6 protein-coding genes are annotated in these 13,654 nt (G+C 69.7%); 4 read left to right on the plus strand and 2 right to left on the minus strand.

The features are described 5' to 3' along the window. The first annotated feature begins 418 nt into the window (after positions 1–418). From MMF93_RS12400 to drmB, 4 genes are read left to right on the plus strand one after another with little or no spacing between them, the layout of a single operon-like run. Entirely contained in the window at positions 419–5,176 is a 4,758-nt protein-coding gene (locus tag MMF93_RS12400; RefSeq protein WP_242751370.1) for a DEAD/DEAH box helicase, read from the plus strand. After that, positions 5,173–7,095: a UvrD-helicase domain-containing protein gene (locus tag MMF93_RS12405; RefSeq protein WP_242751371.1), complete on the plus strand. Its 1,923-nt coding sequence runs from the start codon at positions 5,173–5,175 to the stop codon at positions 7,093–7,095. The genes MMF93_RS12400 and MMF93_RS12405 overlap by 4 nt, the downstream gene beginning before the upstream one ends. After that, a complete protein-coding gene (locus MMF93_RS12410) occupies positions 7,092–10,403 on the plus strand; it encodes a helicase-related protein (RefSeq protein ID WP_242751372.1) in 3,312 nt (1,103 codons plus the stop codon). The genes MMF93_RS12405 and MMF93_RS12410 overlap by 4 nt, the downstream gene beginning before the upstream one ends. Then, positions 10,400–12,271 carry a DUF1998 domain-containing protein gene (drmB, locus tag MMF93_RS12415; RefSeq protein ID WP_242751373.1) on the plus strand — a complete coding sequence of 624 codons (1,872 nt, stop codon included), beginning with the start codon at positions 10,400–10,402 and terminating at the stop codon, positions 12,269–12,271. Before MMF93_RS12410 ends, drmB begins: the two co-directional genes overlap by 4 nt. A gap of 66 nt (positions 12,272–12,337) precedes the next feature. Here the strand turns inward: drmB and MMF93_RS12420 are convergent, their stop codons facing one another. After that, positions 12,338–12,772, minus strand: a complete 435-nt coding sequence (locus MMF93_RS12420; RefSeq protein ID WP_274709450.1) for a very short patch repair endonuclease — start codon at positions 12,770–12,772, stop codon at positions 12,338–12,340. A 209-nt stretch (positions 12,773–12,981) separates the two neighbouring features. Further along, positions 12,982–13,596 (minus strand): RdgB/HAM1 family non-canonical purine NTP pyrophosphatase, encoded by a 615-nt coding sequence (gene rdgB, locus MMF93_RS12425; protein WP_242751375.1) that lies wholly within the window; start codon positions 13,594–13,596, stop codon positions 12,982–12,984. Between the last annotated feature and the right edge of the window lie 58 nt (positions 13,597–13,654).

Below are 13,654 nucleotides of genomic sequence, written 5' to 3' on the forward strand. Positions count from 1 at the left end.
TCACGCGAGGAGAGGCTCTCCCGCTACCAGAAAATGGTGGCCGAGTTCTCGATGTGCACCTCCGATGAAGAGCGCGCCACGTGTCTTCGCCGACACGGGGAGACGGAAGCTTCCATGCGATCCTTGCGGGACGCCTTGGAATGCATCCATTGCCCTGGGAAATGGGGGCACGGATGCCCTGGGAAATGGGGGCACGGAAATCGTGAACGGTGCAGCGGGAGCGTTCGTTACCCCCGTCACCGCCACCAGCTGGCGCGCCGTGGCGTGTGCTACTGCCGACGCACCTGAAGGCGCTAAGCCACCGCGTCCGCCAGCGGGATCGCGTCACCCTGTGGGTCGCGTGCGCTCCGGCGCGACCCACAGGCCCCCCACCCTCCCTCTCACCTGCTTTCATCGACCATTCTCCGATCGGAGCGTCATGAACGACATTCCATTGCCCGTGATCAAGCAGGTCATCGACATGTCGGAGACGGTTTTGCGGGTCTACGCCGAGGACCCCAAGATCGTCACCGAGAACGCGAATGCGGAGCGCCGCATCACCAAGGGTGGGTATGGTGATCGTCAGCTCTTCGAAGTGGTGCAGAACGGTGCCGACGAGGTGGCTGCGGAACCGGGAGGGAAGGTCCACGCCGTCCTGACGGAGTCGCACCTCTACTGCGCGAACCAGGGGACTCCCGTCACCCCGGAGGGTGTCGACACGATTCTCCGGATGGGGGTCTCGAACAAGCGTGGCGGCCAGATCGGCAGATTCGGCGTCGGCGTCAAGTCCGTCCTGGTCGTCACGGATACTCCGCAGTTCTTTTCGGAGAGCGGATCATTCGGATTCGATCGCACGTGGGCCCTGGAGCGTATCCGTTCGGTGCCCAACGTCACCGAGACTCTCGGCGACGACTTCGAGGCCCCCGTCCTGCGCATGGCCCGTCCGCTGGACGAGGCCGCCGAGCGTGCCGCCGACCCCGTCCTGGACGAGTTGCTGGGCACGTACACGACCGTCGTGCGACTGCCGCTGCTGGAGGGCATGGCGGACCGGCTGAGCGAGGACATGCTCGGGCACACCGGGAACGGGCGCCCGCTGGGCCGTGAAGAGTTCCCGGCCGGATTCCAGCTCTTCTCGCCGCACGTCGGCACGGTCACACTGGAGGACCGCCGCCGGCGGCCGATCCAGCGCCGTGTGCTCACCGTCACGCACGACGGCGTTCACCACAGCGTGCACGAGGTTCGCACCCAGAAGACGCCCGAAACCCGCAACTGGTGGGTCTTCCGCACCACGCACGAGCCGTCCCCCGCCGCCCGCGCGGACGCCGGCGAGCTGCACGACCGGGTGAGTCTGGACCTGGCGTGGGCCGTCCCGAAGTTCGTCCTCGACGAGAAGACGGGCCTGCACCAGGCCCAGTCGGGGCGTGGACGGATGTGGTCGTTCTTCCCGACCAAGTACGAGATGACCCTGACGGGCATTCTCAACGGGGCGTGGAAGACCAACGAGGACCGGCAGAACCTGCTGGACGCCAGCGCGTTCAACACCGAGATGCTGCGTGTGGCCGCCGAGCTGGTCGTCGCCTCGCTTCCCGAACTCGCTCCGGCCGAGGATCCGGCCGCCTACCTGCCTCTGTTGCCCGGCCGCACCAAGGCCGTGGAGATGCTCAGTTGGGCGGATGAGTCCCTCACCCGGACCATCTGGGACGCCACGTCCCGCCACCCCTCCCTCCCCGATCAGGACGGAGTGCTCCGCCTCCCCCGCGACCTGCACGTCCACCCAGCCCTCGGCAAGGACAAGGCACTCGCCCGCTGGCTCGAGATGTGGCACGCGTACCCGGGCCGTCCCACGAACTGGCTGCATCCCTCGGTCGAGGCCACGGACCTGCGCTCCGGCAAGGTCGAGCACGTGCTGTCCGCCGCCCGTAAGGAGCGGTCAAGCCTGCAGGAGTGGCTTGAGGCGGTGGTCATGGACGGCAGCCCGAAGGCCTCGGCCGTCGCCCTGGCCATCGTGGCCGACATCGTGGAGACCGCTCCGAGCTTCGCCGCCGAGGCACGGACCGCGAAAGTCCTGCTCACCGAGGACATGGGCATGGTGCCCCCCGCCGCGGGCCAGATCTATCTGCGCAGCGACGACAGCAGCCTGCGCGAGACCCTCACCTACGTCCACCCCGAACTGGCCGCCGACCCGGAGGCCGCCCGCGCTCTGCGCGCCCTCGGGGTTCGCGAAGCGGACGCGGAAGGGCGGTTCCTCTCCGTACTGGAGGCCGGCTTCGACGGCTACGGTCCGCGCCAGTGGGAGCAGTTCTGGGACCGCCTGCACCGGGCCGGCAGCAACCGCCTCGGTCATCGGATCATGCAGAAGGTCGACGACGCGGCCGCGGTGCTGCACGTGCGCACGGTCGCCGGCCGGTTCGTACCGGTGCGGGACGCGATGCTGCCCGGCCCAGTGGTCACAGCGGAGTCCGACCCCACGATCGCGGTCGACCCGACGTTCCACTCCGACGACCGCTCCTTCTTCCACGACCTGCGATTGAGCGACCGGCCCACCCCCGGCCACGACGTGACCGACACCCCTTGGTTCGACGACTACCGTGAGGCCCTGCGCAAGGGGTTGGCCCGCAAGCCGGAGTTCGCGAACCGGGCACCGAGCCTCGCGACGATCAAGGCCGAGGGCTCGGCCGTCGGAGGGCCTCTACACCTACTGGAGCGCATGTCCGAGGAGGCCCGTGCCCGCTTCCTCACCGAGCTGCCCACCGAGGCACTGATCGATTTCTGGACCGTCCAGGTCGGCAACCGCTCCACCACCCGCCAGCAGGCTCCGTCCCCCATCCGTTGGGTGTTGAGGAAGCACGGCCGGGTTTGGACCTCGCAGGGCGTCAAACCGCTCAAGCAGGCTGTCGGCCCTCAGCTGGCCGAGTACGGCGCCTTCCTCCCGGTGGCCGACCTGCCGGTCGAGAAGGCCCGCAAACTGCACCTGGCGACCACGCTCGAAGAGTTGCCGAGTGCCCGCTGGCAGGAGCTCTTCGACGAGCTGTCCCGCAGCGAGGACGACGCGTTCGTCGGCTCGATGTACGTGCTGCTCACGCGCCGGGAACTGGACTTCCCCGAGGGCCTCACCCGCTGCCGGGTCGGCGACGCCTGGGAGGCTCGCGAGGACGCGGAGATCGCCGTCACCGCCGACCCCGGTCAGTACCGGGCGCTCCGCGCTGAGAGGGTTCCGGCGCTGCTCGTCGGTGCCGCCGAGGACGCGGAGCTGATGATCAGCTATTGGAACATGATGCCGTTCACTGACGTGATCAGCGTCGAGACCCGACACGTCGCGAGCGACGAACCCGTGCCCGTCGGTGAGCTGTTCCCGTCGCTGCGGAAGATCGTCGCCGGCAAAATCGCCCAGTACTCGGTGGTGCGCTGCTCGGAGTTGGAGGAGGTGACCCGCACCCCCAACGGCGTCACCCCCAGGCCGTTGCGAGGAGCCCTCCTCGGTTCGCAGGTCCTGGTCGCCGACGACGCCGATCGCCTGCAGGTCCTCGTCACCGTCGCCGCCGAGCTGCGCCTCGGCCTCGACGAGAGCCGCTGCCGCCTGCTGCTCGACAACGAGCGCAAGGACGCCGAGGACAAGGAGCGGCGAGATGCCCGGAAGCGGGTGAGGGACACCGAGGACGTCGTCGAGAAGCTGCTCCTGCTGCTGGGCGCGGACACCCTGCGCGAGCGCCTTCCGGAGACGCTGCTGGATGCCGAGCGAAGCGCGACGGGCGACGACGTGTCGGACCGTCGGGCCGCCGAACTCGCCCTCCACGTGCACGAGGAGGGCATCCTCCAGGTGCACGCCCGTGACCTGCAGCAGCGATACCCCGACGCGCCCGGCAGCTTCCACGGCTCCGCGCCCGCCGTCCGCTTCGTCTCCGAGCTGGGCTTCCCCGGATCGTTCGCCGGATTCCGCACGCCCACCCTGGAGTCGCGGATCGACGTCGACGGGCCGCGGGACTTCCCACGTCTGCACGCCTACCAGGAAAAGCTGGCCGAGCAGATCTTCGCGATGCTCGACCGGCTCCAGCCGCAGCGAGCGATGCTGTCGCTGCCGACAGGAGCGGGCAAGACCCGCATCGTCGCCGAAGCCGTGATCCGCTGGATCAAACAGGCCGGTGAGCTGTCCGGACCGATCCTGTGGGTCGGCCAGACGGAGGAGCTGTGCGAGCAGGCCGTGCAGAGCTGGAAGTTCGTTTGGGAGAAGGTGGGCGCCGCCGGACCGCTGACGATCAGTCGGCTCTGGAGCACTCGCGAGGTCGGACCGGTGGACGATCGTCCGCACCTGGTGGTGGCCATGGATGCCAAACTGGACATGGAGACGTGTTTGGCGGATCCCTCGTACGACTGGCTCCGGCGGGCGGCGCTGGTGATCGTCGACGAGGCCCACGCCGCCACCGCTCCGCGCTACACCCGGCTCCTCAAACTGCTGGGGCTCACCGCCCACCAGACCGAGAGGCACCTGCTCGGACTCACCGCGACTCCGTTCCGTGGCCGCAGCGAGGAGGAGACGAAACGGCTGGTCGAGCGGTTCGGTGCCAAACGACTGGACGAGGGGGCCTTCGCCGAGGAGGACCCGTACACCGAGCTGCGGAAACTCGGGGTTCTCGCCCGCGTGGAGCATCAGGTCATGCACGGCGGTTCGATCACTCTGAGCCGTGAGGAGATCGAGCACGTCGACAAGATGAGGGTGCTGTCCCGCGCGGCCGAACTCCGGCTGGCCCAGGACCACGAGCGCAGTGCCCGCATCGTCGAGCAGATCGCGGAAATGCCCAGGGACTGGCCGGTGCTGGCCTTCGCCACCTCGGTTGACCACGCCAAGACGCTCGCCGCCCAGTTGAAGGACCTCGGCATCACCGCGGCGTCCATCGACGGCGGCACCTCACCACAGGATCGACAGTCCCGTGTCGAGGGGTTCCGCAGCGGACGCATCCGGGTGCTCACCAACTTCGGTGTGCTCACCCAGGGCTTCGACGCGCCCGCCACCCGCGCGGTGGTCGTCGCCCGGCCCGTCTACAGCCCGAACGTCTACCAGCAGATGATCGGACGCGGACTGCGCGGAGTGCTCAACGGTGGTAAAGAGACCTGCCTGATTCTCGACGTCCGCGACAACATCGAGAACTACGACCACAACCTTGCCTTCACCGAGTTCGAGCACCTCTGGAGCCGTCTGTGACCCACCCGAGTCCGGCCGCGCCACCACTCACCGACGAGCAGCGCGCCGTGGTCGAACAGCCCTGGGACACCCGCCTGCTGGTGATGGCGGGCGCGGGCTCCGGCAAGACGCACACAGTGGTGCGACGCCTGGATCACCTGGTCGGCGGCGACGACCCCGACGAAGCGCTGGAGGCGGGCGAGATCCTCGTCCTCAGCTTCTCCAGAGCGGCGGTGCGCGAGTTGGCCGAGCGGATCGCCCGCCACGGTGAGCGGGCGAACCGTGTGCGGGCGCGCACGTTCGACGCCTGGGCCCTCGACCTGCTGCTGCGCACCTACCCCGACACGGAGTGGCACGCCGAGTCCTTCGAGGCCCGGATAGCGGCGGCGGTGAAGGCCGTCGCGGCCGGCGCCCTGGAGGTGACCGAGGAGGGCCCCCCTGCGCATGTCGTCGTCGACGAGGCACAGGACCTGGTCGGGGAGCGCCGGAACCTGGTGGAGACGCTGCTCGACAAACACCAGGAGGAACTGGGATTCACGATCGTCGGCGACAGCGCTCAGGGCATCTACGGATTCCAGGTACCGCCGGAGAGCCGTGTGGCGGAGAACGGCTGGTTTGTCGACTGGCTGCGCGGCTCCTACCCGGACGACCTGGTCGAGCTGGAGCTGACCGCCACCTTCCGTTCCCGCACGCCTGAGACGCGCACCGCCCTGCCGCTGTCCGGGCGTGTGCAGCGGCTGGGTGGGAACGACGCCGAGGTGGAGTCCGAGCGACTGTACCGGGAGCTGTCCGACGCGCTCTTCGACCAGCTGGGGTTCGACTCCCTCGACGACGAGCTGTTCCTCATGGCGCTGCGGGACAACCCGACGCGGACGGCGATCCTCACCCGGGACAACCGCCAGGCACTCATGGTCTCCGAGAAGCTACGCGACCACGGTGTCCCACACGCCCTCAAGCGGAAGCTGGAGGATCGCTTCGCGCCCGGCTGGATCGCCGACCTGTGCGCCCGCACGGACGCGAGCGTGCTCGCACGAAGCCGATTCGTCTCCCTCTTCGCTGAGCTCAACCCGCAGCCCGGCATCGAAGGAGACGAGGCGTGGCGGGTGCTGCTGCGGCACGCCCGAGCGGGTTCCGGAAGGGCCGAGCAGATCGACCTCACCCGGGTCCGAGAGCTGATCACCGCCGGCCGCTTCCCCGAGGAACTGGCCCCCGCCGACACTGCGCCACTCACCGTCTCGACCATCCACCGGTCCAAGGGGCTGGAGTACGACCGTGTCGTACTCCTCGACCCGCCCAACTGGTCGGTACTCCCGAACATGACGAAGGATCCGGTCGACCCTGTGGCCGAGGTGCGGGGACTGTATGTGGGCATGACCCGGGCCCGTGACCAGCTGCTGCACGTACCGGGCCCGGAGGTACGACAGCTGCGTACCGAGCCCGGGTCGGGCCGCGCCTACCTGGGGGGTTGGCGACGCTGGGAGCGTTACGGCATGCAGCTGCGCGGCCGCGATGTCCGTCGGGACGTCCCACCGGGCTACGACACGGGTGCAGAGCCCGCGCGCGTCCAGGAGTACCTGCGCGGCGCGGTCCGCCCCGGCGACCCGGTGGCACTTCACGCGCCCTTGGCGTTGCCCGAGGGGAACGGCCAGAGCCCGCGCTATCTGATCGTCCACGGAGAAGAGGAGCGGATCGTTGGCGAGGTCTCGGAGGGCTTCCGACGCGAGCTTTACGCGGTGCGCAAGGTGAGCGAGACCTGGGAGATCCGTGACTGGCCGGCGTGGATCGTAGGCGGTCACGTGGACTGCCTGGAAGCGGTGGGCGGCGCCGCCTCGGTCGCCGCAGACTCCGGGGTGGCGGGCAACGGGGTGTGGACCGCGGTGCGGTTGGCCGGCCTGGCCCGGTTTGCAGGGTTCGGAAGCGACGACGAGGAGAAGGCGTGAGCACGTCCGACGGGCGGCACGCCGCCCACTACCGGGTTCGCGACGGGTTGGTGGACCGGCTGCGCCGCGAACTCCTCGGACCCGACGGGCCGGACCATCCCGACCGGGACGAGGTGCTGACGGACGACGCACCGATCACCCGCTACCTGACGGGCGTGCTCTTCCCGCTCCGGGCCGAGGGCAAGGGCGGGGGCAAGGGGGCCCCGTCCGAGGGGGGACCCGACCCTCGGGCCGACGACCTGACCCCAGAGATCCGGGTTCGGGCGGCGGACGACGACCCTGCGGACGCGGCACCGTCGTCGGCCGGACAGCGTCGGCCCTCCACCATGGGCATCACCTTCGCCGTCGCACTGGGCGAAGCCTCACGGATCGTGATCCTCGCTCGCGCCGCCCGCTACGAACCCACCGACGCCCAGGGCCGTCCGATCGCAGCCCGCCGGACCGAGGCGCGCACGACCGATGCGCAGACCGAGCAGTGGCGACGTCGCGAACTCACGCTCGCCCCGGTCACGGTCGACGTCACCGTTCCCGAAGCGGCGCTGAAGACCGAGCTGGCGGAAGGGCTGCGGCTCTCGGTGCGGGTCCGTCCCGCGGCCCCGGACTCGGAAACCGTCACGGTGACCGCCACCCTCGTCAACACCCACACCGTCTCCGAACGCGACCTGGCCGACGCCTTCACCGTCTTCCAGGCCGGGCTGACGGTACGCGCGGCTGACGGTGCCAGCTGCTTCGTGGAACGACCGGGGGGCGGGGGCACGGACGATCCGGACGTGCGCACCAACCGTCTCCTGTACCGGCATGTCCCCACCTTCGCGGTCGGCCACGGCTGCGCGGCCGAGTGGGACTGGAGACCCGCCGCTGTCGGTGTGGCCGAGAAGGTGGACGCCGCCGTGGAGGAGGTCCGCACCGAGTTCGTCCCGAGCCACGAGGTGCTGCTGACCGAGTCGAACCCGACGATCGACGCCTCCGCCCTCGGCATGATCGGACTGGCACACGACTCGAAGGCGGAGGTGCTGGACGCCCTGACGCGTCTGGTCCATGGCTACGAGGAGTGGATCGCAGCCCGCCGCCTCGACGCGGAAGCTCTGGCAGGCACCGCCCACGAGCAGGCTGCCGAGGAGCGGATCACCGACTGCGTCGAGACGCTGGAACGGATGCGGACCGGCGTCGCTCTGCTCGACGAGAAGCCTGACGTGCTGCGCGCCTTCCGGCTGGCCAACGAGGCGATGGCGGCTCAGCGTGCCCGCAGCGCCTGGGTCAAAGGCGGCAGGACGGGCGAACCGGATCTGGCGGAAGCCCGGTGGCGTCCCTTCCAGATCGCGTTCGTCCTGCTCTGCCTGGCCGGGATCGACGATCCCGAACACCCGGACCGTTCCGTCTCCGATCTGCTGTGGTTCCCCACCGGTGGTGGCAAGACCGAGGCCTATCTCGGCTTGATCGCTTTCACGACCTTCCTCCGCCGACTGCGGTGCGGCGCGCGCGGCGCCGGCGTCACCGTGCTCATGCGGTACACCCTCCGTCTGCTCACCCTCCAGCAGTTCGAACGCGCCTCGATCCTGATCTGCGCGATGGAGGAACTACGCCGTCGCGATCCGGCCGCGCTGGGCGACGAGGAGGTCTCCATCGGTATGTGGGTGGGCAGATCGGCAACGCCCAACTCGCTGGACTCGGCAGCGGAACGACTCCGCAGCGCGAGCGGTGGCCAGAACCTCCAGACCGAGAACCCGGTCCAGCTGCATGCCTGTCCCTGGTGCGGCACAGGGCTCGACGCCCACGCCTACGAAGTGGACTTCGCGGCCACCCGGATGCATGTCCGATGCCCGGACACGGCGTGCGAGTTCCACGACGGTCTGCCGGTCCACATCGTGGATGAGGCCGTCTACGCCGCCCGCCCCACCTTGGTCATCGCCACTGTCGACAAGTTCGCCTCGATGCCATGGCGGCCGCGCACCGCCGCCCTGTTCAACCGCGATCGGCAGGACGGCACGCCCGCCCCCGAGCTGATCGTCCAGGACGAGCTGCATCTGATCTCCGGCCCGCTCGGCACCCTCACCGGTCTCTACGAGACAGCGGTCGACGCTCTCGCCGAGCATCCCAAGGTGATCGCCTCCACCGCGACCATCCGCCGCGCCGCCGACCAGGGCCGCAGCCTCTTCGACCGTGCCGTACGACAGTTCCCGCCGGCGGGTTTGGACGGCCGCGATTCCTGGTTCGCCGTGGAGACCCCGCGCGAGGACAAGGCCGCACGCCGCTATGTCGGTCTCTTCGCGCCCGGAACCAGCCAGGCCACGCTGCTCATCCGCACCTACGCGGCCCTCCTTCACCAGGCCATGCACGCGGACTGCCCGGACGAGGTGCGTGACGCGTACTGGACCCTGGTCGGCTACTTCAACAGCCTCCGCCTGCTCTCGGCCGCCGAGCTCCAGGTGCACGACGACGTCGTCGACCAGCTCAAGGTGCTGGCCAGAGCCGACGGCTGCGAGCCACGCGACAGCAGCGGCTATGCCGAGCTGACCAGTCGGGTCGACGCCAGCGACGTCCCCGCCCGGCTCAGGCAGATCGAGAAGAAGTGGCCGAGCGCCGACGCCGTCGACGTCCTTCTGGCCACCAATATGATCGCCGTGGGCGTCGACGTCGACCGGCTCGGCCTGATGGCCGTCATGGGCCAGCCGCAGACCACCGCCGAATACATCCAGGCCACCAGCCGGGTCGGCCGACAGCACCCCGGCCTGGTCGCCGTCATGCTCAACGCGACGCGTGCCCGGGACCGTTCACACTACGAGAACTTCACCCACTTCCACTCCGCTCTCTACCGTGAGGTCGAGTCGACGTCGGTCACCCCCTTCTCGGTCCGGGCACGCGACCGTGGTCTGCACGCCGTCGTCGTGGCCCTGACCCGGCTGACAATCCCGGAGGCCTCCGAGAACGAGGCGGCCGCCCGGATCGACCGCTTCGTCGACCGTGTCCGGAGCAAGGTGAAGCCGCTTGTCCTCTCCCGCGTGCGGCATGTGGCCACGGCCGAGGAGGAGGTGAAGGCCACCGACCTCGCTGTCGAGGGCTTCCTGTCCCGGTGGGTGCAGGAGGCGGATCTCCACCCGGGCCTCGTGTACGAGTCGCCGCACAGCTCTCGTCCCGCCCTGCTCGCCCCCTTCGACGACCGCGCAGAGGGGTCACAGGCATGGGAGACGCTGTGGAGCCTGCGCGACGTCGACGCCGAGTCGAGGCTGTTCCTCGAACCGACCTTCACCACTCCGCATGCTTCCGCCGCCCGCCCGCAGGGCGCGACCACCCCGGAGGTCTCCGCATGACCCCGTCGCCCCGCCGCCGTCGGCGTCCCGCCTCCGACCTGGGCACCGCTGCCCCGCCCCGTCGCACCCATCCGGTCAAGGGTGCTGTCCGCCGGGCCCAGTTGATCACCACCTACGGCGTCGGCGCTCTCATCGCCGTCGACAACGAGTCGTTCATCGTCTCCGGCCTCGACGACGCGGACCGCTCCTGGTCGAGAACCGAGGCGAAGAAGATCGTCGAACCTCGGCTGACGTCCCTGCTCGGCATCGCGTACTTCCGTCTTCCACCCGCGTCCGGTGACAGCAGCGAGGATGGCGTCCGCGTCAAGCGGTTCCCGTGGTGGCAGTCCTGCTCGAAGTGCGAACTCCTGGGCCCGTACAAGGACTTCGGCAGCCCTGCCGGTAAGAGCGTCTGTCCGACCTGCTCGGACAACCCGCTCACCCCGTCACGCTTCGTGATGGCCTGCGAGCAGGGCCACATCGAGGACTTCCCCTACTGGAAGTGGCTGCACCGGAAGGGGCGTGGACAGGGCGTGAGCAGCGGCAGGTGCGGTGGCACGATGCGGTTGCGCTCAACCGGCTCGACGACGTCGCTGCGCGCCGTCGTGCTGTCCTGCAGCTGCGGCGTCCCTGACGTCTCCATGGAGGGTGCTTTCCGCCAGCGGGACCTCGCCGACCTGGGGATCACCTGCTCGGGGAGGCGGCCATGGCTCGACGGCGCGCCCGCCGAGCACTGCACCAAGCCTCCGCGGACGCTTCAGCGTGGTTCTTCCTCGGTCTGGCAGCCCGTCCTGCGCTCGGCGCTGTCCATCCCTCCGTGGAGCCGCGACGACCCCCTGGCGGGTGCCGTCCGGGAGCACCAGGATGCGCTTCGCGGCTACGACGACCCCGCACACATCGCGATCCATCTCAGGGGGGCGCTGAAGGGCGTCGATGTCGACCTCGAAAGGGTCATGGCACTCCTGCACGACGGATCCCTCGACCAGGACGTCCCTGTGGAGGACCGCTATCACCGGATCCTCCGCGACGAGTACGACAGCCTCTCCGCGGGCAACGCGGACGACGTGCAGCAGCAGGACCACGACGAGGACTTCGTGTGCGTACCGCCGAGCACCGGCGCCGAACTGCTCACACCGTTCGGCCTGCGCGCTCCGATGCTGGTCAAGCGGCTCCGCGAGGTGCGCGCCCTCACCTCGTTCACCCGCGTCGTCGACCCACAGGCTGTGGGCCCCACGTACCACGCCCCGCTCTCCCTCCACCGCAGGGACTGGCTTCCCGCCCTGGAGGTCCGGGGCGAAGGCCTCTTTCTCCGCCTGGACGAGAACCGTCTCCTTCAGTGGGAGCGGAACGTCACAATCCGTACGCGGATCGACGAGCTCCGTACCAACCACACGGCGCACCTGCGCGAGTACCACACTGGTGACGGGGAACCGCGCGTCTCCCCCGCCTCCCCCCGGTACGTGCTCCTGCACACCCTCGCCCACATCCTGATCTCGGAGTGGAGCCTGGAGGCGGGCTACCCGTCGTCGGCCCTGCGAGAGCGTTTGTACTGCGACGAGGACATGGCGGGCCTGCTGGTGTACACCGCGACCAGCGACTCGGCCGGCAGCCTCGGTGGCCTCGTCGCGCAAGGCGAACCGACCCGGCTGGCCGCTTCTCTCGACTCGGCCTTGCGTCGGGCGTCCTGGTGTTCGACAGATCCGCTGTGCGTCGAATCCAGAGCGACCGGTGTCGGCGGTGCCAACCATGTCGCCTGTCACGCCTGCGTGATGCTCGCCGAGACCAGCTGTGAAATCAACAACCTGCTACTGGACCGAGCGATGCTCATCGGCACCCCCGAGGACCCGGGGCTGGGATTCTTCACCGGAACCCTGGACCCGACCGTATGAGATCCGCGCCTTACCGCACCCTTGGGGCGGAGGCACCACCCTGCCTCCGCCCCAAGGGTCTCAACCTCACGCCCCGCTCTTCTTGGCGCTCTTTCGCTCGTCCACCATCTTCTTGATCCGTGCCGCGGCCTCGCCCGCCTCCTCGTGCTCCCAGACCCGCACCGCGAGCCAGCCCGCTTCGGCCAGCCGGGCGTCGGTGTCCCGGTCGCGGGCCTGATTCCCCTCGATCTTGGCTCGCCAGAACTCGGCGTTGTTCTTCGGCCAGGTCGCGTGCTCCGGGCAGCCATGCCAGAAGCACCCGTCGACGAAGACCGCGACCCGCGCGGGCCCGAACACCACGTCCGCCTCCCGCCGTACCCCCTTCACCGGCCGCCGGTGTACGCGATACCGCAGCCCTGCCGCGAACAGCATCCGCCGCAACGCGATCTCGACGTCGGTGTCCCGTGACCGTTGCCGACTCATCCGAGCCCGAGTTCGCGCGGTGGTCTCCAGCTTCTTCACCCGTCCATCCTCCGCTGATACCGACGACCGGGTGGTTTGCGACAGCTCCTCGAAAGGAAAGAGCTGATCCGGGTCACACCCGCTCCTGCCTACCGGGCAGAGCCCCCCTCGCGCACCCCACCACCACGGGCCGCACCGCCCCTGGCGGCTCGGCCCGGAGCGGCTCGGGCACGGGCGGCCTCAGCCCAGGGCCAACGCCCCCCGCAGGCTCAGCCCAGGGCCAGTGCCTCCCGTACGAGGGGGGCGAGGGCCCGGAACGCCGTGCCGCGGTGGCTGATCGCGTTCTTCTCCTCGGCGCTGAGCTCCGCGCACGTCCTGCTCTCCCCGTCCGGCTCCAGAATCGGGTCGTAGCCGAAGCCGCCGCTGCCCGCGGGGGTGTGCCGCAGGGTGCCCCGCAGCCGGCCGGCCACGACCTTCTCGGTGCCGTCCGGCAGGGCCAGCGCGGCGGCGCACTCGAAGTGGGCCGCGCGGTGCGGCGCTGCGATGTCGGAGAGCTGGGCGAGCAGCAGGTCCAGGTTGGCGGCGTCGTCGCCGTGGCGGCCCGCCCAGCGTGCGGAGAAGATGCCGGGTGCCCCGCCGAGCACGTCCACGCACAGACCCGAGTCGTCGGCGACGGCCGGGAGTTCGGTGGCCTGGGCGAGCGCGTGCGCCTTGAGGAGGGCGTTCTCGGCGAACGTCACCCCGGTCTCCTTGACGTCGGGGATCTCGGGGTAGGCGTCGGCGCCCACCAGCTCCAGGTCGAGTCCCGCGTCGGCGAGGATCGCCTGGAGTTCGGTGACCTTGTGGGCGTTGCGGGTGGCCAGGATCAGGCGCTGGGTGCTCATGACTCCAGTATCGCGCCGGTCGGTGCCCGGGCGGGCGGCGGGGAGCGCGGCGGGCGGA

It is taken from the genome of Streptomyces tubbatahanensis (genome assembly GCF_022699385.1).
GTDB lineage: Bacteria > Actinomycetota > Actinomycetes > Streptomycetales > Streptomycetaceae > Streptomyces > Streptomyces diacarni.